The 24752-nt window shown below is 63.2% G+C and carries 20 protein-coding genes; 13 read left to right on the top strand and 7 right to left on the bottom strand.

What is annotated here, in order from left to right; genetic code table 11:
* Nucleotides 1-39: 39 nt before the first annotated feature.
* The 6 genes from A5732_RS21605 to A5732_RS21580 all read left to right on the top strand — a co-directional run bounded on the left by A5732_RS21605 (nucleotide 40) and on the right by A5732_RS21580 (nucleotide 9108).
* Nucleotides 40-2958, top strand: coding sequence for an RND family transporter (locus A5732_RS21605; protein ID WP_076103257.1), 2919 nt, complete (start codon nucleotides 40-42; stop codon nucleotides 2956-2958).
* A 243-nt stretch (nucleotides 2959-3201) separates the two neighbouring features.
* The gene (locus tag A5732_RS21600) at nucleotides 3202-4149 is read left to right on the top strand and encodes an ATP-binding cassette domain-containing protein (RefSeq protein WP_076103256.1); all 948 of its coding nucleotides are present in this window, start codon (nucleotides 3202-3204) and stop codon (nucleotides 4147-4149) included.
* On the top strand, nucleotides 4146-4886 hold the full coding sequence (locus A5732_RS21595; protein ID WP_076103255.1) for an ABC transporter permease: 741 nt from the start codon (nucleotides 4146-4148) through the stop codon (nucleotides 4884-4886). The genes A5732_RS21600 and A5732_RS21595 overlap by 4 nt, the downstream gene beginning before the upstream one ends.
* Nucleotides 4886-5677, top strand: coding sequence for an ABC transporter permease (locus A5732_RS21590; RefSeq protein ID WP_076103254.1), 792 nt, complete (start codon nucleotides 4886-4888; stop codon nucleotides 5675-5677). Before A5732_RS21595 ends, A5732_RS21590 begins: the two co-directional genes overlap by 1 nt.
* Complete coding sequence (locus A5732_RS21585; RefSeq protein ID WP_076103253.1) at nucleotides 5674-6627, top strand: glycosyltransferase family 2 protein; 954 nt, start codon at nucleotides 5674-5676, stop codon at nucleotides 6625-6627. The genes A5732_RS21590 and A5732_RS21585 overlap by 4 nt, the downstream gene beginning before the upstream one ends.
* 339 nt (nucleotides 6628-6966) lie before the next feature.
* The gene (locus A5732_RS21580) at nucleotides 6967-9108 is read left to right on the top strand and encodes an acyltransferase family protein (protein WP_076103270.1); all 2142 of its coding nucleotides are present in this window, start codon (nucleotides 6967-6969) and stop codon (nucleotides 9106-9108) included.
* Between the two features lie 205 nt (nucleotides 9109-9313).
* Here A5732_RS21580 and A5732_RS21575 read toward each other — a convergent pair whose 3' ends face one another.
* Genes A5732_RS21575 through A5732_RS21565 form a run of 3 tightly spaced genes read right to left on the bottom strand, consistent with a single transcriptional unit; the run spans nucleotide 9314 to nucleotide 11897 of the window.
* Nucleotides 9314-9961, bottom strand: coding sequence for a metallophosphoesterase family protein (locus tag A5732_RS21575; RefSeq protein ID WP_076103252.1), 648 nt, complete (start codon nucleotides 9959-9961; stop codon nucleotides 9314-9316).
* The gene (locus tag A5732_RS21570) at nucleotides 9958-10911 is read right to left on the bottom strand and encodes an NAD-dependent epimerase/dehydratase family protein (RefSeq protein ID WP_076103251.1); all 954 of its coding nucleotides are present in this window, start codon (nucleotides 10909-10911) and stop codon (nucleotides 9958-9960) included. Before A5732_RS21570 ends, A5732_RS21575 begins: the two co-directional genes overlap by 4 nt.
* Nucleotides 10908-11897 (bottom strand): ATP-grasp domain-containing protein, encoded by a 990-nt coding sequence (locus tag A5732_RS21565; RefSeq protein WP_076103250.1) that lies wholly within the window; start codon nucleotides 11895-11897, stop codon nucleotides 10908-10910. Before A5732_RS21565 ends, A5732_RS21570 begins: the two co-directional genes overlap by 4 nt.
* Nucleotides 11898-12262: 365 nt before the next feature.
* On the opposite strand from A5732_RS21565, the gene A5732_RS21560 reads away from it, so the two are divergent.
* Both A5732_RS21560 and A5732_RS21555 read left to right on the top strand, forming a co-directional pair.
* Nucleotides 12263-13393 (top strand): DegT/DnrJ/EryC1/StrS family aminotransferase, encoded by a 1131-nt coding sequence (locus A5732_RS21560; protein WP_142256650.1) that lies wholly within the window; start codon nucleotides 12263-12265, stop codon nucleotides 13391-13393.
* On the top strand, nucleotides 13390-14340 hold the full coding sequence (locus A5732_RS21555; protein WP_076103249.1) for a glycosyltransferase: 951 nt from the start codon (nucleotides 13390-13392) through the stop codon (nucleotides 14338-14340). The genes A5732_RS21560 and A5732_RS21555 overlap by 4 nt, the downstream gene beginning before the upstream one ends.
* A gap of 53 nt (nucleotides 14341-14393) precedes the next feature.
* On the opposite strand, the gene A5732_RS21550 is transcribed toward A5732_RS21555, so the two are convergent.
* A complete protein-coding gene (locus A5732_RS21550) occupies nucleotides 14394-15182 on the bottom strand; it encodes a class I SAM-dependent methyltransferase (RefSeq protein WP_171975067.1) in 789 nt (262 codons plus the stop codon).
* Nucleotides 15183-15592: 410 nt separating this feature from the next.
* Here A5732_RS21550 and A5732_RS21545 point away from each other — a divergent pair, with 410 nt between their 5' ends.
* From A5732_RS21545 to A5732_RS21525, 5 genes are all read left to right on the top strand, one after another.
* On the top strand, nucleotides 15593-16831 hold the full coding sequence (locus A5732_RS21545; protein ID WP_076103248.1) for a glycosyltransferase: 1239 nt from the start codon (nucleotides 15593-15595) through the stop codon (nucleotides 16829-16831).
* Nucleotides 16832-17151: 320 nt separating this feature from the next.
* Nucleotides 17152-18219: a glycosyltransferase gene (locus tag A5732_RS21540; protein ID WP_076103247.1), complete on the top strand. Its 1068-nt coding sequence runs from the start codon at nucleotides 17152-17154 to the stop codon at nucleotides 18217-18219.
* 2 nt (nucleotides 18220-18221) lie between these two features.
* Nucleotides 18222-19271: a polysaccharide pyruvyl transferase family protein gene (locus A5732_RS21535; RefSeq protein ID WP_076103246.1), complete on the top strand. Its 1050-nt coding sequence runs from the start codon at nucleotides 18222-18224 to the stop codon at nucleotides 19269-19271.
* Between the two features lie 17 nt (nucleotides 19272-19288).
* Nucleotides 19289-19945, top strand: a complete 657-nt coding sequence (locus A5732_RS21530; protein ID WP_076103245.1) for an O-methyltransferase — start codon at nucleotides 19289-19291, stop codon at nucleotides 19943-19945.
* 127 nt (nucleotides 19946-20072) lie between these two features.
* Entirely contained in the window at nucleotides 20073-21329 is a 1257-nt protein-coding gene (locus tag A5732_RS21525) for a glycosyltransferase (protein WP_076103244.1), read from the top strand.
* 25 nt (nucleotides 21330-21354) lie between these two features.
* Here A5732_RS21525 and A5732_RS21520 read toward each other — a convergent pair whose 3' ends face one another.
* The 3 genes from A5732_RS21520 to A5732_RS21510 form a co-directional block, all read right to left on the bottom strand.
* Nucleotides 21355-22158, bottom strand: a complete 804-nt coding sequence (locus A5732_RS21520) for a TylF/MycF/NovP-related O-methyltransferase (RefSeq protein ID WP_076103243.1) — start codon at nucleotides 22156-22158, stop codon at nucleotides 21355-21357.
* A 112-nt stretch (nucleotides 22159-22270) separates the two neighbouring features.
* Complete coding sequence (locus A5732_RS21515; protein WP_076103242.1) at nucleotides 22271-23074, bottom strand: TylF/MycF/NovP-related O-methyltransferase; 804 nt, start codon at nucleotides 23072-23074, stop codon at nucleotides 22271-22273.
* Between the two features lie 94 nt (nucleotides 23075-23168).
* Nucleotides 23169-24455, bottom strand: a complete 1287-nt coding sequence (locus A5732_RS21510) for a glycosyltransferase (protein ID WP_076103241.1) — start codon at nucleotides 24453-24455, stop codon at nucleotides 23169-23171.
* Nucleotides 24456-24752: the final 297 nt, after the last annotated feature.

The raw sequence follows: 24752 nt of genomic DNA, 5'->3' as shown, positions 1-24752 counted from the left end.
GACACAGGGCAATAGCGTCGTCGGCCTGTCGAGGGCTTTATGACCACGCACGCACACCGACCGTCGCGCGTCGCGCGGTCCATCCGCCACCTTGCGGTGTTCATCATCATCGGGTGGGTGGCGCTGACCCTGCTGGTGACGTTTGGCGTGCCACGGCTCGAGATTGTGGGCCAACAGCATTCGGTGCCGCTCGCCCCTCAAGACGCACCTGCGGTGCAGGCCATGCAGCGCATGGGCCGGGACTTCAAGGAATCCGATTCGGACAGCTTCGCGATGCTGGTCATCGAGGGGCAGCAGCCGCTTGGCGACCAGGCACATGCTTACTACGACAAACTGGTTGCTGAATTAAAAAGCGACACAAAGCATATCGAGCATGTGCAGGACCTGTGGGGTGATCGCCTTACCGCGGCGGGCGCCCAGAGCCCGGACGGCAAGGCCGTCTATGTGCAGTTGAATCTGGCGGGCAACCAAGGCACGACCCTGGGCCAGGAATCCGTGGCCTCGGTCCGCGACGTGATCGCGCGGACACCACCGCCCGCCGGAGTCAAGGCCTACGTCACCGGTCCGTCGGCGTTGTTCTCCGACATGCAACTCGCCGGCGACCGATCCATTCTGAAAATGACGATGATCGGCGCCTTGATCATCTTCGTCGTGCTGCTCCTGGTGTACCGCTCGATCACGACCGTCATCTTGTTGTTGATCACCGTCGGGATCGAGGTCTTCGCCGCTCGCGGTGTCATCGCCTTTATCGCCAACAACAATTGGATGGCACTCTCCACGTTTGCCGTCAACCTGCTGGTGGCCCTGGCAATGGCCGCCGGCACGGACTACGCGATCTTCTTCTTCGGCCGCTATCAGGAGGCGCGCCAGGCCGGCGAAGACCGGCAAACGGCGTATTTCACCACCTATCGCAGCGTCGCCCCCGTTGTCTTGGGTTCCGGTCTGACGATCGCCGGCGCGATGTTGTGCCTGAGCTTTACCCGCATGCCCATCTTCCAGACCATGGGCATGCCCTGCTCCGTGGGCATGCTCATCTCCGTGCTGATCGCCCTGACGCTGGTTCCGGCGGTGCTGACCGTCGGGAGCGGCTTCGGGTTGTTCGATCCGAAGCGCGCGATCGGGTTCGGCCGGTGGCGGCGGATCGGTACGGCGATCGTTCGTTGGCCCGCGCCAATCCTGTGCGCGACGATCGCCATCGCCCTGGTGGGCCTGGTGACCTTGCCTGGCTACCAGACGAGCTACAACAACCGGCTCTACATGCCCGACAATGTTCCCGCCAACATCGGTTACGCGGCAGCAGACCGCCACTTCAATCAATCGCGCATGATGCCCGAGATTTTGATGATCGAATCCGATCACGACATGCGGAACTCGGCGGACTTTCTGTTGCTGCACCGACTTGCGAAGGCGATCTTCCAAGTTCACGGGATCTCTCGCGTGCAGGGCATAACGCGACCCGAGGGAACACCGATCCAGCACACCTCGATTCCCTTTCTGCTCAGCATGCAACAGTCGATAATGGGTCAAGACCTGAAGTACATGCGGGCGCGCATGGACGACATGCTTGTCCAAGCCGACATGATGGCCAAGCAGATCGAGATCATGAAGAACATCTACTCGCTGCAAAAGCGAATGACCGACATCACGCACGACTCAATCACGAAGACCAAAGAAATGGCCGTCGTCCTCGCTGAATTAAATGGCAAGATGGCCGATTTCGAGGATTTCTTTCGGCCGCTGCGCAGCTATTTCTACTGGGAAAAGCACTGCTACGACATCCCGATCTGCTGGTCATTGCGCAATATCTTTGAGACGCTCGACGGCGTCGATACGCTCAGCGACAAACTGACGGAACTGCTCAAAGATCTCGATCACATGGACAAGCTGATGCCCCAGCTGCTCGAGCAGTATCCGCCGATGATCGCGATGTCCGAGGACATGCGGAACATGATGCTGACGAACCACAGCACCATGGCCGGCATCTTCGGCCAGATGGACAGCAACAACAAGGACGCCACCGCCATGGGGCAGGCGTTCGACGATTCGAAGAACGACGACTCGTTCTATTTGCCGCCCGAGATTTTCGAAAACCCGGACTTCAAGAAAGCGATGGCCCAGTTCTTGTCGCCGGACGGGAAGGCCGCTCGCTTCATCATTTCGCACCGAGGCGACCCCGCGACGTCTGAAAGCGTCAACCGCATCGACAAGATCAGGCAGGCGGCCGAAGAGTCGCTCAAGAACACCCCGTTGGAAAACGCCAAGATTTACATCGCGGGTACCGCGTCGACGTTCAAGGACTTCCGGGACGGCTCCACGTACGACCTCTTCATCGCCGGCATTGGTGCGCTGTGCCTGATTTTCATCATCATGCTGATCCTGACCCGAAGTTTTGTGGCCGCCCTGGTCATCGTCGGCACGGTGACACTCTCGTTGGGCGCATCGTTCGGGATCTCGGTGCTGATCTGGCAGTACATCTTTGGCATCAAGTTGTACTGGATGGTGCTGCCGATGTCGGTGATCGTCTTGTTGGCAGTCGGTTCTGACTACAACCTGCTGCTGGTATCTCGAATGAAAGAGGAACTAGCCGGCGGGATCAATACGGGCATCATTCGCGCGATGGGCGGCACCGGTAAGGTCGTGACGAATGCCGGCCTGGTGTTCGCGTTCACCATGGCATCGATGGTGGTCAGCGACCTGCGGATCATCGGTCAGGTCGGTACCACGATCGGCTTGGGCCTGATGTTCGACACCTTGATTGTGCGCTCGTTCATGACGCCTACCATCGCTGCGCTGCTCGGGCGGTGGTTCTGGTGGCCGCAATTGGTTCGGCCAAGGCCGGCCAGTCTGCTGCTTCGCTCCGTGGGAACGCGTCACTCGGTACGCACCTTGCTGCACCACGACGAGGTCGACATGGACGCCCCCACCGCCGAGATCCCGATCGCCAGGCCGACCGTCTAGGTGGTTCTTGTCGTTTCGTTGCCCGGATAGCGAGGCGCTCAACGCCCTCCGTGACAAGCGCGACGAGAAAGATTGGACGCCAATGATTTTGCCCGGCACACTCGGAACTCCCCCGCCGCGAACAGGTTTGGCTCGCGTCAGTGAGGTCTGCGGCCACCGTCGAGGAAAGGCCCGGGCCATCTCCCCCATTGCTATCTACCTATACCGCCAGCACGCCACACCGCACCGTGAAATACTCCTACCGTGAGTCCACTTGCGATCGAGGTTGTAGGCCTCACAAAGACATTCGGGCGAAACACCCTCGCGTTGAACGGCATCGACTTCTCGGTTCCGGCCGGAACGGTGTGCGGGGTACTCGGCCATAACGGAGCCGGCAAGACCACCACGATCAACATTCTTTCCACGCTGATTCGCCCCAGCTCGGGACGCGCCAGCGTCGCCGGGTATGACATCATTCGCCAGCCGTCCGAGGTGCGTTCCAGCATCGGGATGGCCGGACAGTTCACCGGGATGGATCCCATGCTGACCGGCCGGGAGAACCTGGTCCTGTTCGGCAGGCTGCGCGGATTGAATCGCAAGCGCGCAAAGGCCCGCGCCGATGAACTGCTCGAACAGTTCGATCTCGTCGCCGCCGCCGATCGGCGGCTGTCGACCTATTCCGGAGGCATGTTCCGGCGCGTCGACTTGGCCAGCGCCCTGGTGGTGCCGCCGCAGGTGCTCTTCCTCGACGAGCCGACCACCGGGCTAGACCCACGCAGCCGCCGCGACGTGTGGGCCCTGGTGAGTTCGCTGACCGTGCAGGGCATCACCGTGCTGCTGACCACGCAGTACCTCGAAGAGGCCGACGTGCTCAGCGATTCGATCGTCGTCATCGATCACGGGCAGGTAATCGCCAGCGGCACTTCCGAGGAGCTCAAGCGCGCGGTGGGTACCAGCTACTGCCAGGTGACCCCCGCCAATCCCGCCGACCTTGCTCAGGTCGCGGCGGCGCTGAACGGACTCGAGGGCGTCGACATCGACGGCGACACCAATTCGGTGTCCGTCTTCGCACCCGATGGAGTGGCCACGCTCGTCGAGGTATTCCGGCGGGTCGACGCGCTCGGACTCGAGCTCGCCGACATCTCGCTGCGTAAGCCCTCGCTCGACGAGGCTTTCCTGCATCTGACCGAACGGACCGCCGCCCGGTCATGAGCGCCCTGTCCGCCCTCACCGAACGTTCGCTGATGTCGGCAGCCCGCGACGGCGAGATGATCTTTGAGATCCTTTCGCCCGCAGCCTATTTGGCGGGATTCAGTGTGGCTCTGCACGGCCTGATCGACACCGGCCACATCAGCTACACGCAATACTTCCTGCCCGCGGTGGTCGCGCAATCGATGATTTTCGTCGGACTGCTCACCGCAGACCGGGCGGCGCGTGACCACGTGTCCGGCTTCGGCGAGCGGATGCGAACGCTGCCCGTCGCCGCGGCAGCCACCGTGACCGCCCGCACGACAGCCACCCAGATGCGCGCGGTGCTCTCCCTGGTGGTCGCGCTGATTGCCGGATACGCCTTCGGTTTCCGGATCACCGGCGGACTGGGCTACGCGGCGGCCTTCTTGCTCATCTCCCTGCTCCTGTGCCTGGCCGTGGGGCTGGGCGCCGACGCGCTGGGATCGAGCGCCAAGACCGTTCAGGGCGCCAGCCACCTCTTGTTCGTCCCCCAGCTGCTGCTGTTCATGCTGTCCACCGGAATTGCGCCAGAAAAAACCTTCCCGGAGTGGTTGCGCCCGTACGTCCGCAACCAACCGGTGTCACAATTCGCCGAGACCCTGCGCGGGCTGGCCACCGGGCACGTGATCCTCAGCAATTTGGTGGCCACCCTGACTTGGTGCCTGGGCATGGTCCTGGTGTTCGGGGCAATCACGCTGCGGATGCAGAGGCGCGGCTAGTGACGCATCGCCTCGAGCCACAAAATTCGCTGTGGACCCAAAGCTGGGTGCAGGCCGGCCGCCTCCTGCTCCGCTGGCGGCGCGACCAAGCGGTGCTGATGGGGTCGCTGCTGCTACCCGTCTGCCTGCTGTTCATCTACAAAATCGTGCTGGGCGAGCAGGTGCAAAAGGTCACGGGTGTGGACAGCATCTACGGCATCGTTCCCATGTGCGCAGTAATCTCCGGACTGTTTGGGTCCCTGGGCAATTCGGTCGGCATCACCATGGACCGCGAGTCGCGCGTACTCAGCCGGATGTGGGTGCTACCGATTCACCGGGCGAGCGCGATCACCGGCTGGATCATTGCCGAGGTGGTGCGCACATTCCTCGGCACCATCCTGATCACCGCCCTGGGGCTGGCAATGGGGCTGCGATTCCATCAGGGTTGGCCCGCGGCACTGCTTTTCCTGCTGATTCCGTCGATCGTGGTCACCGGCTTCACCGCTCTGGTGATGGCGATGGCCATCCGCAACAACGGCCGCACCGCGATGACCTGGGTACTGGGCGTCACCTTTGCGCTCGCCTTCGTCAATCCCGGCGCCACTCCGATCAAGCTGTTCCCGGATTGGGCTCAGCCATTGATCCGCATACAACCGATTTCGCCGCCCATCGAGACGATGCGGTCCCTGGCCCACGGCGGCCCGATCATGTGGCCTCTTGTGACAACGTTGATTTGGGCGGTCACGTTACTCGCGGTGTTCATCCCGGTAGCCGTGCGCGGTTACCGGCTGGCCGCCGAGGCCAACGCGTGACTCACGCTGACCATGCACCGGCCAAACCCGTGGTCTCGGTGTGCGTGCCGATGTACAACAACGGCGCGACCATCGAGCGCTGCCTGCGCAGCGTCCTCGATCAGGATGGCGTCGAGTTCGAGATCCTCGTCGTCGATGACCAGTCGTCGGACGACTGCGCACGCATTGCCGCGTCGCTGCTGCGTGAGGGAGACCGCTTTATACGCAACGAGTCTCGACTCGGTCTGAACGGAAACCACAACAAGTGCCTAGAACTCGCGCGCGGCGAATACATCCAGTTCCTGCACGGCGATGACTGGTTGCTCCCGGAAGCCCTGCGGACGCTTGCAAGCTGTTTCGAGGATCCCGACGTCGGGCTGACCTTCGCTCCCAGGCGGGTGCAGACGGACGACCTCCCCTGGAGCGAGCGACGAAAAGCGCCGGGCAAGCTCCATGTCTACTTTGCGAAGCTGCGAGAGCACAACCGCGGGTCGTCACTGGTCCTGCAGTTGGTGGCCTTGTGGGGTGCGAGCGCCAATCTGATCGGCGAGCCGAGCTGCGTGATGTTCCGGCGCCGGCTGGCACTGCACGCGGGTGGCTTGCGCGACGACGTCTATCAAACCGTCGACTTGGATTTTTGGTTGCGCCTCATGCTGCGAGGCGCGGTTTGTTTTGTGCCACAGGAACTCTCGGTGCGGCATCACACCGCAACCACAGAGTCGGCGAATATCACGAAGGCCCACCGGCACTGGCTCGACCAGCTCCGCATTCTGACCTGGGTGATCGTGGATCCGGCGTCTACCGGTCTCGTCCGCGCTGCCGCGACACCATGGTGGTTGCTCGCCTGGCTGGGACTGCTCATCAAGGTGACTTTGTCTGGGCCCCAGCGGGCTTCGCGCCTGAAGACCTTGCTGGGAGCCCCCGTTAGTGAGTTCGCGCGGGCGAGACGCTTCCGTGCTGTGCTGGACTGAGGTTCCATCGCACGGGTGAGCACCACTGCCGACGTCCCCGATGACCCAAACTTGATCCGGGATCCCGCGGACCTTCTCGCTGTTCAGGCGTCAGTCGCCTGGAACGCGCCAAATTTTCCGGTTGTGGACACTGCCTGATCTTTGGGCGCTATGGTTTATGGGCCACCCTCAAGCGCGGCGCGGGCGGCCCAAAGTTCGATGTGCACACCCTAGATTGCCGAATCACGGAGAGGGACAATCAAATTGGCGGAATCGTTGGCAACGAACCGTCAGCGGCGGATTAGAGAACGTATCCGATCCCGAACCACTCCTTCGACAGTTTCGAACAACGACAGCAATATTTCCGATCCAGGGTCGCATCCGGAGCGCAGTGCATTTCGCCCCGATATCGAGGGGTTGCGTGGCATCGCGGTGCTGGCCGTGGTCCTCTTTCACTGCAGCGCGCCCGGGTTGGGTGGCGGATTCGTCGGTGTGGACGTTTTCTTCGTCATCTCGGGTTTCCTGATCACCGGGCTGCTCTGGCGTGAGGCGTCCGCGGCCGGAACCGTCCGGCTGGGCCGCTTCTACGGGGCGCGGGCGCGTCGCTTGCTTCCCGCGTCGGCTGCCGTAGGCGTCATCACCGCGATTGCCTCGGCCGCGCTGCTATCCCCGCTGGAGGCCAAGAACGTCATCCGTGACGGCATCGCCAGCGCGCTGTATGTCGGCAACTATCGATTCGCGCAACAAGGCGTCGACTACTTCCACATCAGCAAGATCACGATCTCGCCGTTCCAGCACTACTGGTCGCTGGGCGTCGAGGAACAGTTCTACCTGGTATGGCCGGCCCTGATCATCGGCACGGCGTGGCTCGTCCGGCGTGCACGTCGGCGCACCCGGGCCGACCATGCCGCCTCGACGGCGATCCCGTACTTGTTGGTCCTTGCGCTGGTCGCCGCCGTGTCGTTTGCCCTGTCGTGGGCGGCCACGCGCGCGGCGCCTCCCGTGGCGTTCTTCTCGTTGCACACCCGGGCATGGGAACTCGCCATCGGCGGGCTGGTGGCGCTCACGACCAACCAGTGGCGCCGACTACCGGCATTCGCGGCAGCGATCGTGGGTTGGGCGGGCCTGGCCTTGATTTTGCTGGCCTGCAACCAGTTGGACGCGACCACGCCCTTTCCGGGCATCGCCGCGCTGTTGCCGGTGGTCGGCTCGGCGCTGGTGATCGGTGCCGGCTGTGCAGCGGCTTCTCGCGGGTGCGGCCGCATTTTGGGGTTGCGGCCGATGCGAGCGGTCGGCCGGGTGTCGTACTCGTGGTACCTCTGGCACTGGCCGGTGCTGTTGCTCGCGACGCCTTTGCTGGGCCGGCCGCTGGGTCCGATAGACGGCGTGGCAGCGATTGTCGTCTCCTTCGGGCTGGCCGTGCTCACCCTGCGGCTCATAGAGAACCCCTTCCGGTACTCCGATTGGGTGCGCCGGTCGGCCGCCCGAAGCCTCGCGCTCGGCGGCGTCGCCACCGCTGTGGCGGTCTGTGTGGGCGTGGCGCTGCTGGTATTCGTGCCCACCCCGGTCGGCCGCGGCCCGGCGGCCCCGGCGCTGCGCCTCACCGCGGAGCCCCCGCCCACCGGGGCAGGCCTTCAGCTCTACGACGCGCGCGTGCACGATTTCTTCGCGCAGGTGCAGGCCGCGGTCGCGGCATCCGTCGACCTGAAGGCCGTGCCGTCAAACCTCGATCCGCCCCTGGTCGACGTGGGGCGCGAAAAGGCACCGGCTGGCCTGGCGGCTTGTCTTCGTAACCTCTTGGAGGTCGACCAGCCCGAGTGCGCGACGGGGGACACCGCGTCGAAAACCACGGTGGCCCTGGTTGGCGACTCGAATGCTTTCAGTTGGAGCCCGGCATTCCAGCAAGTCGCCTCCCAGCGGCGGTGGCGGCTGGAGGTTCTGACCAAAGGCGCCTGCCCGATGCTGGACCTGCCCCTCAAAGTTTTCGTGCAGCGCGACTACACCGAGTGCGGGCAGTGGCGCAGTCAAATCATTGCCCGATTGGAGAAGGAGCATCCCCGGCTGGTCGTGTTGGGCATGCTGCGGCACGACAGCGGCTCAGGCTCCCCGCCATACAGCCCGGCGTGGATCGACAGCCTGACCCGCCTGGTGCGTCAGCTACGGGGGACGGGCGCGGACGTGCTCGTGCTCGGTCCCACTCCGGACCTGCATTCGGCGGTGCCCGACTGCCTGTCTGAGCACCTCGACGACGCGACGGCCTGCTCGTCGGCGAGGTCGACTGCGGTCGACACGTCAGGGATCGCGGCGGAGAGCGCCGCCGCCAAATCCGGTGGCGGGCGCTACGACGACCTCACCGAGCTGTTCTGCGCGACCATTCGCTGCCCGGCCATTGTGGGCAACACCCTGGTCTACGGGGACGAATTCCATCTGACGCCCGAGTACGCCCGGTTGTTGACACCTGCAATCGGTGCGCTGGTCGATCGCGTCCTCGTCCCTGGCTGACATGCTGTGGGCTATACGCCACTGCCCCATAGATGCGGCGCAACGTGAAGTTGAGGGTGACGGTTCGGGTCTCGGCGAGCCCGGGCCTCAAGACCTTACTGGCCTACCCGATTAGTGAATTCGCCAGGGCCAGACGGTTTCATGCGGGGCTGCCCCGTTCATCACGGTAACTTCCGCGGAGGAGAACACGACTGCCCTCCCCCAATCACCCGAATTTGCGGTCCTTGTTGGCGTAGTAGCGGATGCACTGCTCCGGGTAGCCGCGCCTAGCCAACTCATCGACGAAGTAATCCACGTCGTAAGGGACCGACTCGAACTGGGTCTCGCCCGTCGCCGTGTCCAGGATCAGAAAATCCGCCGAGTCGATCCATTTGCGGTTTTGGCCAATGCTGCCGGGATTGACGATCGTGAATCCGCTGCGCTCGATTCGGTATTGGTGATGCGTGTGGCCGATCATGTAATGACGATCGATCTCGATGTCCGTATCCGGATAGACCCTTCGGTCATCGATGGTGTGCATACAGCGGTAGATGCCGAGGTCAACTTCCTCTAGGAGCTGAGTTAGAAAGTTTTCACGCGAGAAGAGCGGGCGAGAATGCTGATAAAAATCTTGAACTAGCGGGATCTCCTGGTTGATGGTGTCGTCACCACGGAACAGCCGTTCGTGATTGCCTTCGAGTACTTGGATGCCGGGCAGGCTCAACACCAAATCGATGCATTCGTCATTCCATGGGCCGTAATTGACCACATCGCCCAAACACAGGTAGGCGTCAGCACGCCTCGCTGTCGCCTCGACAAACTGTTGCAGCGCAACGAGATTGCCATGCACGTCGCTGAACACCGCGACTCTCATGCGATCACACCCTGCGCGAGCAAGTGGTCTCGATATTCGCGCAATCCGGTTGCGAGCGGACGCGGAGCGAATTGCCAGGTCTGGCGCGCCTTCTCGATCGAGAGCGGTGCAAACCCTGTAAAGGCGCCGGGCGCAACCGGTTCGATGTCCAGCGCCGCCCCTCCATCACCATGGAGTGCCACAATCTGCTGTGCGAGCTCTAGGACGCTGGTGTGCTCGCCGGACGCGATGTTGTAAATCCCGCCGGCCCCGCCGCCGATCGCGTTCAGCACGCTAGTGGCCACGTCGCCCACGTGGACGTAGCTGAAACGCGCGGTACCGCCGTTGACCATGCGCAGCGGTTTGCCCTCGGCCGCCATCCGCAGGAAGGTGGGAATCACCTTGTTGGCGGGTTCGCCTGGGCCGTACGGCGTCGCGACGCGCAGTATCAAGGCTTCCATGCCGGTGCGTTTGGCGATATTCGACAGGTACACCTCTGCTGCGAACTTGCTGACGAGGTATGCGGTGGCCAACTGCGCGGGAAATATCGCATCTGATTCGGTGCGTGGAACGTCCGACTGTGCGTACATATTGGCGCCAGAAATATAAACAAATCGCCGAACGCCGCACTCCGCCGCCTTCTCCGCGAAGTCCACCACCGCTAACGCGTTGATCTGGTTGCACAGGTCGGCCTCCCGGAGGTCGTCCATGCGCGAGGGGATGTAAGCCGACAGGTGACAGACCGCGCTCACCCCGTCCAGCGCTGCCTCACGAACGTGAGCTTCCCGGATGTCGCCGGAAGTGACCCGCTCGCAGAGCGCCGCCAGGTCCGCGGGCAACGGCGTCCGATGCTGCAATACCGCCAGGCGATAACCGGCATCGGCAAGGATGCGTAGCACGTGCCTGCCGGTGAACCCGGCGGCACCAGTCACCAGCACGATGCCGGTCGGCTGGGCATCGACGCCTGTCACAGGCGCGTTCCATCACCGCGCAGGAAGCCGTCCTGGCGCAGTTGGTCGATGTCGCTGTTGGGCACCAACAGTTCCTGCCAATAGCGAAGAATGGTCACCTCGTTGATCGAATACGTTGGCTCGACACCGTTGAGCAGATAGTCCGCGATGATCTGCGGCTCGTTGAAGCCCGCGAGCGCACGCGCGGCCGTCGTTCCCGAGCACCGTGCGTTGATCTCGAAAACGTAGGCCTGACCATCCCTTACACGAAGTTGAATGTTGCAGGCGCCGAATGGCTTCAGCGCCTCCACAATCGTCCGTACCGTCGCCTCCAGCGCCGGGTTGTGCTCGACGAACGCCTTGTAGGTATCGCCGTCGCGTAGGATGCGGCGCATCACGATGACGCCTAAACATTTGCCATCCAAAGTTACGCTGCCACAGGTGTATTCATCACCATCGATGTATTCCTGGGCGACGCAATTGTCCGGGTCGACGAGCTGGCGGTAGAGGTCGAGCTCGTTTTCCGTTTTCACGACGTAAGTGCCACGGGACCGCGCGCCGCCACGTTGTGGCTTCAAGACAATTGGACGTTCGAAAGCTCTGACGTCGCTGAGTTTCTTGGTCTCCGGCGCCGGTAGCCCCAGTGAGTTGAGAAATTCGGTGGTCGCGAGTTTGTCGTCGCATGAACGGATGATCTCCGGTGAACTGACAACAGGCACAATGCCGTGGGCTTTGAACATGTCCACGTTTCTCGAAAGGGGAAGCAGTTCAACGTCGTGGCCGGCGAAGATCAACCCACACTGCTCGCTGAGGCATATCTCCAGCAGGCGGTCGACGAATTGCGGATCCGACGCGTAGTGACCCAGGTACGCCTTGGGCGCGGCATGCAGACCAGCCGCCAGCGCTTCAGAGTCCGCGGCGACCACGCCGTAAGGCGTTTGTGCCAACGCCTTGAGCACGCTCTGTCCTACGCCACCGCCGACGCCGGTGACCAGAATGTTCTTCATTCGGTCGCTCCAGGCTGCCAATCAGACATCCCCCATACCGACATGAGCGGCATCGTACCTGCCAGACTATGGATCGATCTCGGCTTCCGCGGCACCCGTGGTCACCAACGGCCGAGGCCGACAAACGAACACTAGGTAGAGGCATCGCATCAAACGACCGGGCGCACCGGGGGCGCGACAAAAGCTCACGGATGTCGGGGACATGGGTCGAAAATACGAACCGAGCCCAAGGCGCGACTTACTGTGTCGGTCAGCACGAAGTCACGAAAGTAGGTGGGTTTTCGGAATGCACGGCACGATCGAGCATCCGTTTCGCACGAAGCGGCGCGATTTTGCGAGTCGTCAACTACGGCATAGGTGGCTTCATGCCTGCTGAGATCCCGTTTATCCGGCCGAGTTTTCCTGTGCCGGCCGAACTCGCCGAGGACTTCGAGGCGATTGTGCAGGCCAACTGGTACACAAACTTTGGGCCGAAAGAGCGGGAGTTTGCTGGCGCCCTTGGCAATTACCTCGGACCGGATGTGCACGTTGCCACCCTCGCCAACGGCACCTTAGCGCTCATCGCCGCACTGCAGGTCACGCTGGGCCCGGGCACGCGGGACCGCTACCTGCTAGTGCCCTCATTTACCTTCGTCGCCGTGGCACAGGCCGCCCAGTGGACCGGATATCGTCCGTGGTTCATCGATATCGACTCCGAGACGTGGCAGCCGAGCATCGCCTCTGCCAGCGCCGTCTTGGAAAGCTCCCGGGAGCACGTTGCCGGGATTTTGCTGCCCAATGTGTTCGGCGTCGGCAACCCGGACATCGACGCGTGGGAGAAGCTTGCCGCCGAATGGGAGCTACCGATCGTGATCGACTCCGCGGCCGGCTTCGGTTCGGCATACGCCGACGGCCGACCCGTCGGCGGGCGGGGGGCCTGTGAGATTTTTTCCTTCCACGCGACCAAGCCGTTCGCGGTTGGTGAGGGGGGTGCACTGGTCTCTCGCGACCCAGAACTCGTCGAGAAGACGCACCGGTTTCAGAACTTCGGCTTCGAAGCGTCACGGGATTGCACGCAGCTTGGGATGAACGGCAAGCTGCAGGAGATCAGCGCCGCGATCGGGCTGCGGCAGCTTGCCGGGCTCAACCGCCGCCTTGCAAGCCGCCGCAAGGTCTTCGACTGCTATCGCACCGAACTGGCTCAGCTTGGGCTGCAATTCCAGCCCAATGCCGAGGCTTCGTCGCTGTGCTTCGCCAGCGTCTGCTGCACATCTGCTGACCAAAAGGCCTCGGTGCTGGCCAGTCTCACCGAACACGCAATCCAGGCCCGCGACTACTACAACCCGCCGTTACACCGGCAGAAGTATTTCGTGTCAGACTCTGAGCTGCGGTCCGCCGAGCTGCCTGCTACGGAGGACATCTGCTCCCGGATCGTGTCGCTGCCAGTCCACGACGACATGGCCCCAGATGACGTCGCGCGGGTTCTGGCCGCCGTTCAGGAAGGGAGCGCACAGTGACCGAAGAGGCTGCCGGGAGTCGTCCGAAGGTCAGCGTTGTCACGATCAGCTACAACCACGAAGCCTTCATACGCGAGACCCTCGACGGCTTTGTCGCCCAGAAAACCGATTTCCCGATAGAGGTGATCGTCGGCGACGATGCCTCAACTGATGCAACACCAGCAATCATCAAAGAGTACGTCGAGCGGTACCCGCAACTTTTCCGGCCCATTCTGCGATCCGAAAATATCGGCCCCTATGCGAACCTGACCGATGTCCTTTCGGCCGCTCGCGGCGAGTACCTCGCCTTGTGCGACGGGGACGACTACTGGAGCGACCCGACGAAGCTCAGCAAGCAGGTGGCGTACCTTGACCAGCACGCGGAAAAGTCGGTGTGCTTCCACCCGGTGCGAGTGATCTGGGAAGACGGCCGTAGAGGCTCCGAGTTTCCTCCGTTAGGCTGGCGCCGCGACCTGAGTGTCGATGCGTTGATTCGACGAAACTTCATCCAGACCAACTCAGTCCTGTACCGCCGCCAGGAACGCTATGACGATATCCCGGCCGACGTCATGCCCATGGACTGGTACCTGCATGTCCGGCACGCGGCGAGAGGCGGTATCGGCATGCTTCCCGAGACGATGGCGGTCTATCGCCGCCATACACAAGGTCTTTGGTACAACGCAGACGCCGACCGGACGAAGTTTTGGGTGTCGCATGGGAACGGACATGTCGCCATGTTCGAGGCGATGCTCGACTTTTTCCCTGAAGACCCAATCCGCGAGGAGCTGATCGCTGACAGGCTCGACTGGATTTTGGGTGAGATCGCGAGGGTCCCGGGCCCCGAGGGTCGGGCAGCGCTTCTGGAAACCATTGCGCGCCACCCCCAGTCCGCAATGTTGGCACTGCAGCACCGGTGGGCATCGCCGAAACGTCGCCTCAAGGCCCTATGGCGGAAACTTCTGCCATAGGGCCGCGAGCTCATTGATATACGAGCTGCGGCATCTCGTCTCAGTAGTCGCTTCTAAGAATCAATTTCGGGCTTGCTTACGATATACAGCACAGACCCGAGATCGATGGCGTGCCGGTTAAACGTGTCTTCGCCGAATGTCTGCGAATCGAGTGCGGAAAGTTCAAACCCGCTCTTGCGGATCCGCGAGCACAACGTGGAGCGGTCGTAGAGCCGCACATGGTCACCCTGTGCGAAGCGGCGCCACCGCTCGCTTTCGTCGGTGACCGCGGGATCCTCATCGAAGCTGCCTTCGGGGGCCACCGGAGTCATGATGATGCCGCGGCCGCCCGGCGCCAGTATTCGGTACAACTCGCTTAGCGCGCGGGCGTCATCCGAAACGTGCTCGAGCACGTGGGAGCAGATGAAGAAATCGACCGCGCCGTCCCCATAGATCGGCATATCGGTGATGTCAACGACGTCGTCAACGCCGCTCATCATCAAATCGGCGCTGCGGTAACGGAAATCGTCGCGGCTCTTCAAGTAGCCGGACAGCGGTGGCGACGGCGCAAACTCCAGCACACTCCGCACGCCATCGGGCGGCAGAAACCTGTCGACATAGAGCTTGTAAAGGCGGTCCCGGTCGACCGAGCCACACACCGGACAGACGTACCTCCGATGGTTGATCGTCTCCATCTCGTCTAGGGAGTAGGGAAACCCGTACGTGGCGAGCTCGCCACCCAGCCTGCGCGTCACGCTCAGGAAGCGAATGCGGCTCCCGCATATGTTGCATTGACCTGGGCCCGCGTAACAGACGCGGCGGATAAGGCGGCCGGCACGTTGACCGGTGTCGGAGAGCGGCATGCGTCTCATTCAATAACAGCTGGGCTGACGACGACACCGATTGCGGTAGATGTCGCAGGCGTGATGAGTTCTGGCTGGTGAACGCATCATATTGAAGTTCGCTCGCCGCAGTCGGCCGACCGTGGGAGTGAACCTGGGCCGATGCCGCCGTGGCTTCGATCTGGTGGTGGCACAGTAGGACGACCTGAAGCCAAGCATTGCAGAGAGCCATTTGCAGGCCCTACCAAGCGGATCTCCGGGGCAAATTCATCGGTATCAAGACTCAAAAATTAGCCTTGACCAGGCCGCATATAGGGGGCGCGCCGAATTCTGACCACTGGCAATGCCGAAACGCCACTAGCCGCTTGAACAAATAGAGATAATGACCTCTGCGAATGCCCGGACAAGCGCGACCACCGAAAGGATTCGTCGTGAAATTCGCCCTGGCCAGCTATGGAACTCGCGGGGATGTCGAGCCCTGCACGGCTGTGGGTCGCGAACTGCAGCGCCGCGGGCACGAGGTCCGCATGGCCGTTCCGCCCAACCTAGTGCCCCTCGTCGAGTCGGCCGGCCTTTCGGCGGCAGGCTACGGGCCCGACCAGCAGGACGGCTTCTGGGATACCGACTTCCTCGGCAAGTTCTGGAATGTCCCCGAGGTGAGGAGGCGGTGGCGGGAAGCCCAGGACCTGCTTATCCAGTCCTGGGCGGAGATGAGCGCAACCCTGACATCGCTCTCCGACGGTGCCGACCTGGTGTTCACCGGCCCTGGCTTTCCGGGAATCGCGGCGAACGTGGCCGAGTACCTCGACGTGCCGTTGGCCACGATGCACTACTTCCCTATGCGGCCCAACGGGCAGCTCGCGCCTCATCTGCCGGCGCCGGCGGTGCGCACCGTGATGACGGCGCTGGACTGGACACAGTGGCGGGTGACGAAGAAGGCCGAGGATGCCCAGCGCCGCGAACTAGGCCTGCCGAAGGCGAAAGGCCCTGCGCCACAACGGATGGCCGCCCGCGGCGCACTGGAGATCCAGGCCTACGACGAGGTGTGCTTTCCCGGGTTGGCCGATGAATGGGCCAAATGGAACGACCGGCGCCCGTTTGTCGGCACGCTGACGATGGAGTTGACGACGGATTCCGACGTCGACGTCGCGTCGTGGATCGCCGCGGGAACGCCCCCGATCTGCTTCGGCTTCGGCAGCACATCGATTGAGTCTCCGGCCAATACAATCAGCATGATTGCTAATGCCTGCGCGCAGTTGGGCGAGCGGGCGCTGGTGTGCTCCGGCAAAACGGATTTCAGCGCTGCGCCACAGTTCGACCACGTCAAGGTCGTGGGCCCGGTGAATTACGCAGCGGTCTTTCCCGCCTGCCGCGCCGTGGTCCATCACAGCGGTGCGGGCACCACGGCGGCAGGACTGCGCGCGGGAGTCCCGACCTTGAGCCTTTGGAGTTTGAGCGATCAAAAGATCTGGGCCGGCCAGGTTCAACGACTGAAAGTTGGCCTGGCACGGCACTTTCCGAGCACCACGCTCGATTCGTTGGTCGCCGACCTGGGACAGATCCTCACTCCGGAGTACGCCATCCGCGCCCGCGCGATCGCGGCGCGAATGACCAAACCCGCCGAGAGTATCGCGATCACCGCCAACCTCTTGGAGAAATTTGCCGCCTGAGATGTCGTTGGTTGCCAGCTACACCAGCAAAGTGAAAATTTACCAGGTGTTTTCGGCGCTGAAATGCCGCCCAGGAATATTTGCTGCGTGCACCCCAACATCCCAAAGCGCGCGTTTACAGCCCGCTCGACAGGAAACCCCGGTTCCGCGCTGTCTATAATTGACCAAAGTGTCAGTAACCGTACTGTGTCGCGCCGACGGGCGCTCGGTACGCAACCGCTCTGGGGGAACGGCATCTTTTCGCAACTGCTTTGTTCACCGATCAATGACAGGGTGTTTCTCGACCGCGACGCAACCGGCGCGCAGACGAGAGGCTCGCAGTGACCGCCACAAGGAGAGCAGCGGACGCACCGAAGGTCAGCGTGGTGTCCACCACCCACAACCAGCAGGCCTACCTGCGCGACACGTTGGACGGCTTCCTCGCCCAGCAGGCCGACTTTCCGATGGAAATCATCGTCGCCGACGATGCCTCGACCGACGCCACACCCCGGATAATCCAGGAGTACGCCGACCGCCACCCGCACCTGTTCCGGCCGATCCTGCGGTCCAAGAACGTCGGCCTCAACGCGAACCTGACCGGCGCCCTGTGCGCCGCGCGTGGCGAATACATCGCGCTGTGCGAGGGCGACGACTACTGGGTCGACCCGTTGAAACTGAGCAAACAAGTCGCTTTTCTCGACCAGAACCCCGACACCGCAGTGTGTTTCCACCCGGTGCAGGTGGTCTGGACCCGCGACCGCGATGAGGACGAGAAACTAGTACACGCCCTATACCGCAAGTTTGAAGAGGTCTTCCTTCCGACGTTCCCACCACCCTTTCGGGCCGGCGACCTCAGCTTCGAGACCTTGATCTCGCGGAACTTCATCCAGACGAATTCGGTGATGTACCGCCGCCTCCCCCGCTATGACGACATCCCGGCCGACGTCATGCCTTTGGATTGGTACCTGCACGTGCGTCATGCCGCCGAAGGCGATATCGCGATGCTGCCGGAGACGATGGCCGTCTACCGCCGCCATCCGCGCGGCATGTGGTACAAGTCGATCACCGATCCCGCAACCTTCTGGCGTACGCAGGGTCCCGCGCATGCGGCGACGTTGGACGCCATGCTCGATGTCGTCTCCGGCGACCCTTTGCACGAATCGATCGTCGCCAAAAACGCCAACTGGGTACTCAGCGCGATCGCCAAACAGGTCCCAGATCCTGAGGGCCACGCACTCCTCGTGCAAACCACCGCCCAGCACCCGCGCATCGCGACGCTGGCGCTGCGGAACCGCTGGACCAAAACGCTCGGCGGGCGTGTGAAGAGGGTGCGGCGCAAGCTCATCCGCAACGCCGCTCAACCGGAGGAAGGTGCTGAAAACCGAGTCGACGAGCGGCTGAGCGCCTGAGGATGAACGAAACCGGCGACCCTACCGTCGCGTACCTGGGCTGGCATGGGCTGGGCAACCTTGGCGACGATGCGATTTACGACGCGGTTCGGGGCCAGTTGCGCGGGGCAACCTTTCTCGACCTGCCGCGCCTCCCGCACCAACTGATCTATGCAACCGTCACGGCGGCAGTGGGTTTGAACCGATCGCTGCGGCGCAGCAGCCAGGTCGTAGGTGGCGGCACGCTCGTCGGAAGGAGCCAGTGGCGGCTGTTGGTCAACCGGGGGTTGGCGCTCACCAAAGACAACGGAAGCTACGCGATTGGCGTCGGCGTCGAAGATCCGGTGTTCGGCGGACGCAATAGCGGCTCAGGCAAAGACGAGCTGAAACGCTGGGCACCAATACTTTCCAAGTTTCGTACCGTGTCCGTGCGAGGGCCGCGCAGCGCCGAACTTCTGGCCGACATCGGATTGGACGTCGAGGTATCCGGCGATCCGGCGCTGCTCCTCCCCCGGCCCGACGTCACTCCTGAAGACGGGCTGATCGGAGTGAATCTCGGCTTCGGCGACGACCTTTGGGGACACGACCCGCAGCAGCTGGCGGACGAGGTAGCCGGCGCCGTCAAACAACTGTCATCACACGGCTACCGCTTCGTCGGGGTACTGATGAATCCAGAAGACAGACGCTGGACCGAAGTGGCGCTCAGAGACATTCCGGAAGCAGAGATGGTGCTTCCGGCCGACCCCGATGCGGCGGCGCGGGAATTGGCCCGCTGTTCGGCCGCCATCGTCACCCGCCTGCACGCGAGCGTCCTGGCTTCGCTGTCCGATACCCCGGTCGTTTCGCTTGAGTACCAACCGAAATGCCGGGACTTCGCGCTCGCGATCGACGATGCCCGGTCGCTGGTTCGCACCGACCAGGTGAGCAGCGCCGCCGTTGTCGACAGGGTGCTCGACGCGATCGCGGACTCGTCAGACATCCGGAGCAGGAAGCGCACCGCCGTCGCACGCCTGAAACAGCGCCTCGAGGGCGAATACGCGGATCTGGCACGCCAGTTGGGTCTCGCCTCGTGATACGCCTGCGAAAACCATTGGAGCGCAAGTGGGTAAAGCGCGGCGGGCGCATCGCCGGCCTTCCCCGACGCTTGCCGCCCGCGGCGCGTAAAGCCGAGATCGAGTCTTCCGCACGGGCAACGCAGAAGCTCGGCGCGCTGCCCCTGGCTGAAGCCTACGGACAGCCTGGTGCGACCCGGAAACCCGAGCAGGTCCGGGCGGCGTCGTGGCAGGGCGACTTGTACGCCTATCTGGTGGACTGGCACGACCCCAGGATCGTCGTGGAGTTCGGATCGGCGTTCGGGGTGTCCGGGATGTACCTGTCCTCGGCGCTCCGGCAGGGCTGGATGTATTCGTTCGAGATCAACCCCTCCTGGGCTGACATCGCCGAGCGGAACATCAAATCCGTCACCGATCGCTACACCCTGACGCGGGGTGCCTTCGAAGACCACGTCGGCGACATCCCCGACTCGATCGATCTGGCCTTGGTGGACGGGATCCACACCCAAGAATTTGTGGCCCGGCAGTGGCAGATTTTGAAGCCTCGCATGGCCCCGGGTGCCTTGGTGCTGTTCGATGACATCGACTTCAACCGCGGGATGGGCGAAGCCTGGCGAGACATCTGCGCCGATCCCCACGTGGTGGGGGCGGTCGAGGTGTCCAAACGGCTGGGCCTTATCGAATTGGCGCCCTAGCTCCCTGGCCCCTGTCGGCCGGCTAGCGCACCGCACATGGCGATCCCCTGACGGCCGGTCCTTCGAACCGGCCATAATGGCCCCGACGTTGCCGACAGGCGGGACGACTCGGAAGGCAGGATGTGTCGTGAAGTTTGCCCTGGCGAGTTACGGAACTCGCGGCGACATCGAACCGTCCGCGGCCGTTGGCCTCGAACTGCTGCGCCGGGGCCACGAAGTGCGGATGGCCGTCCCTCCCGAACTTGTCAGCTTCGTCGAGTCGGTCGGGCTCGCTGCGGTTCCCTACGGGCCGAAAGTCCAGGAGTTCTTGGACGAGGAATTCCTTCGCAACATGTGGACCGACTTCTTCCGCAATCCGATCAGGCAGGTGCTCAAAGTCTGGGATCCCCTGATCAAGTACTGGCGCGACGTCAGCACGACGTTGAAGTCGCTGGCGGATGGCGCCGACCTGCTGGCCACCGGCCTGAATTTCGAGCAGGCCGCGGCCAACGTCGCCGAGCATTACGACATCCCCCTGGCCGCGCTGCACCACTTTCCCATGCGGGCCAACGGCCGGCTCATGCCGAGCGTGCCCGCGCCGCTGGTGCGCTCCACCATGACGACGATCGAATGGCTGTTTTGGCGCTCGACGAAGGACGTCGACAACGCGCAGCGCGGCGAACTCGGCCTGCCGAAGGCAATGCATCGCTCGCAGCGGCGAATCGCCGAACGCCGATCGCTGGAGGTTCAGGCCTACGACGACATCTTCTTTCCCGGCCTGGCCGCCGAATGGGCGCGCTGGGGCGACCGGCGCCCCTTTGTCGGGGCGCTGACGATGGAGTTGCCGACGGAGGCCGACGACGACGTCGCAGCCTGGATTGCGTCGGGAACACCACCGATATGCTTCGGTTCCGGCAGCATCGCGCTCGAATCTGCCGCCGACACAGTCAACATGATCGGCGCGGCGTGCGCGCAGTTGGGCGAGCGGGCGCTGATTTGCTTCGGCGGCACCGACTTCAGCGACGTACCGCACTTCGACCACGTCAAGGCTGTCGGTGTGGTGAATTACGCGACCATCTTTCCCGCCTGCCGAGTGATTGTTCACCACGGTGGCTCGGGCACCACGGCCGCAAGTCTGCGCGCGGGAATCCCCACCCTGGCCCTGTGGAGCTCCGCCGACCAACCGTATTGGGCCGCTGCGATCAAACGCCTGAAATTGGGTACGGCGCGGCGCTTTTCGGCCACGTCTCAAGAAACGCTGTTCGCGGACCTGCGCCAGATCCTCGCGCCGGAATACGCCACCCGGACCCGGGAGTTCGCCGCCCGCATGAGCACACCCGCCGCGAGCATCGAGCGCACCGCCGACCTGCTGGAAGCCGCTGCCCGCCGGAAAGGGATTGAGTAAGGCGGGTTTACGTTTACCAGCGGGCTCAGCGCGCCGGTTTGATGAGCAGGCCCTGGCCGGTGGGCAATGTGCAGATTTTCACACCCAGCTCGCCGGCGACCTCATCCATGGCGATGCGCTGTTCGTCGCGTCCCCGATTCGCGTAGTCGTCCAGCAGCACAAAGGCGCCGGGTGTGAGGCGCGGCCAAAAGTAACGCAGCGCAGCGACTTCCGGGGGCGCGCAGTTCATGTCGATGTGCAGGTAGGCCACCGACGTCGCCTCGACGTGCTCGAGTGTTTCCGGGACCGCGCCCACGATGATGCGGTGGTTCTTCCACTGCGCGAAATTGGCGCGGACGCTGTCAACCCCGTTGACGTACATCCCGTTGCGGAGGTGCCCCTCGCTGGTCTCCAGCGCCCCGGCCTGGCGTTCGTTGTCGGTGACGAACCGCGGGTCAAGCCCGGCGAACGTGTCGAGCAAGTAGAACGTCTTGCCCAGCCGATCCCAGTCCAGGTATTCCATGATGGCGCTGCTCAAAAAGCCGTAACTGACGCCACACTCGACGAAATCGCCCTCGAGCTGGCTGGCGCTCGCCGCAGCCCACAGCCCCACGTGCACGCGCCATTGCCACTGGTACCAGTCCTCGTTGCCGAGAGATTTCGCGCCGCGCTGGTAGGCGCGCTGGAAGTCGGGATCATCGAGGAACCCGTGGAAATTGTTGAACGTGATCAACGCGTCGTTGGCGTAGACGTCGGGCAGCAGCGTACGTGCGAGCCAGTACTCGGTGCGCACCCACCACATCCTGAGGCGGGTGCCAGTTGTCAGCCCTGTTGCCACGGCGGCAACCATAACATCGGCGCGCACGGCGTCCCGGGGGAACGCGGTGGGTGCGCCGTGATCGTGTTTCGACCATCCCTCGCTAGAGGGCAAACCGTTTCGTACACCTAGAGTTTCAGCTATCTCACTTGCGCCACAGCACGCCGGTGCCGTCGATCTCGATGATCTCGCCGGTCACGTTGTGCTGCGTGCGGTAGTCGGTCACGGCCTGCGCGCACGCCTTGATCGCGTGGTAGTCGTCGACGATGCAAAAGCCCCCGGGCGACAGCCGCGGGTAGAGCGCGTCGAGCGCCTGAATCGTCGACTCATAAAGGTCGCCGTCCAGCCGCAACACCGAAATGCGATCGATCGGTGCGTCCTGCAGGGAGTCCTTGAACCAGCCCGGAACAAAACGAACCTGATCATCGAGCAACCCGTACCGCTCGAAATTCGCCTTGACTTGATCCTGCGGCACGCCCAGGATGCGAGCGTGGCGGTGCAGCCTAATCCCTTTATCCGCCTTGTAATTGACGGTGTCCGGGGGCGGCACTCCGGCGAACGAATCGCACAGCCATACAGTTCGCTTCTCGTCCCCGTGGGCCGCCAGCACGGCACGCATCAGGATGGAGGCGCCACCGCGCCACACACCGCACTCGACCAGGTCGCCGGGCACATCCTCTTCCAGCACCGTCTCGACGCAGTTCTGCAAGCTGGTCAGCCGCGTCATGCCGATCATCGTCAAGGCATCCGCCGGCCAGTCCAGCCCGAGATCGCGCGCCTGCTTGTTGAACGGACGCTTCCGCACCAGCATCAAGTTGCGGGTACTGAAAAGGGGCCGACCCAGGCGGTACAACCCCACCGGCACCAACTCGTCGCTGCCGTATCGGGTGAGGTCACGCCGGAGCAGGTCGAGGTATGCCAACCGCGTGTCGTGATCAGTCACGGCCAAAGCTGCCCCTTAATCCGCAAGCCAGTAGTACCCGGTAGAGCCTAGACGCCACGTGGACGCCGATAACGCGTTTCGCAGTGTATCCGTTGCCCGCTCAGGGGCTTCGCTCCGCTGGAACGCCGGGAATGCAACGGCCCGAGCGGGCGAATTCTTCCAGCAGATCGACGGCGTGACCTGCGCTCTCGGCGGGTTTGCTCATCCGGGTGGCGAGCTCCCGCGCGCGAGTGAGGTACTCCGGCGCCAGGATCTTTCGCAGGTCGGCGACCAGGGATTCGGGCGTGGTGGCCGAGAACCGCCGGGACGTACCCACCTTCAGCTGCTTGACGTGCGCGCCCCACATCGGCTGATCGCCCGCCGTCCAGAGGATCAGCGTGGGAACGCCGGCGCGCAGACCCGCCGCCGTGGTGCCGGATCCACCGTGGTGCACGACCGCGCGGCAGGCGGGGAAGATCTTCGTGTAGTTGACCACGCCGACGACCTTGACGTGCTCCAACTGGGGGACGTCGCTGAAGTCGCTCCAGCCGGAACAGATCAACGCCCGCTCCCCCAGCTCCGCGCAGGCGGCGCCGATCATGCGGACCGTATCGGCGGGTGTTTCGGCGACCGGCATGCTGCCGAAGCCGAAACAGATCGGCGGCGTTCCCTGGGCAATCCACGACAGGGTCTCGTCATCGGAGTCCGTCGGCAGTTCCATGGTCAGCGAACCGACGAACGGCCGCTGAGTGCCCCATTTCTTCCATTCGTCGGCCAGCCCCGGGAAGCACACGTCGTCATAGGCCTGGATCTCCAGCGAACCGCGTTCGGCGATGCGTCGCGGGGAGGCGACCGTGGCGGTCGGCAGACCGAGCTCGCGGCGCTGCCGATCCTCGGCCTTCTTATTCATCCGCCAGCACATCCAGTCGTATATCGACATGCCGCTGCGGACCAGGGGCCCGGGCAGTTTCGGAAGGAGTTGGCCGTTGGGGCGCATCGGAATGTAATGCAGCGTGGCCATCGGAATGCCGTAGTAGTCGGCGACGTTGATGGCCAAATCCTGGTAAAGCTGGCCGGTGAACAGCAAATCGGCGCCCGCGCCCACCGACATCAGCGCCGAGCTCATTTCCTGCCAGTTCCGCAGCACCGGCTCCCAGGCTTCGCGCATCAGGCTGATCGGTCCCTTGAGGAAGTTCTTCCAGAAGTCCCGAATGAACTCGTCGCTCCAAAAGTCGTGCATATCGGGCCCATAACCGATCGCCGGAAGTCCGGCCGCTTCGGCCAGACCAACGAGATTGGGCGGGACGGCCATCCGAACCGAATGCCCCCGCCGCATCAGCTCACGGCCGATGGTGAGGCAAGGCTCTATATCCCCACGCGTTCCATAGCTTGCCACAGCAAATTTCATCGCGATTAATACCTTAATCAATCTCCGACGGCATGGGCAACTTTGACTGCGGCGTTTCCGCTCGGTAGCCTGCGGCCCGCCAGTGGCCCTGCGATGTGGTCAGAGACATTGGATGTAGTTGTTTCGCAACGGATTTGGCCGCCCGACGCCAGCCACGATCGTAAGAGCGCACCGGTGCAGTCGAGTGCGACAAACCCAACCCCATCGGCCTTTCCCCCCGACCGTAGAAGTGTGACGACCCTGGGACATTTGGCTGAACCCCAGGTGTCGCCGCCTGATGCTACGTAAGTCTGCCAG

The organism is Mycobacterium colombiense (genome assembly GCF_001953985.1).
GTDB lineage: Bacteria > Actinomycetota > Actinomycetes > Mycobacteriales > Mycobacteriaceae > Mycobacterium > Mycobacterium colombiense_B.
This window is presented reverse-complemented; position numbering and strand designations above follow the sequence as displayed.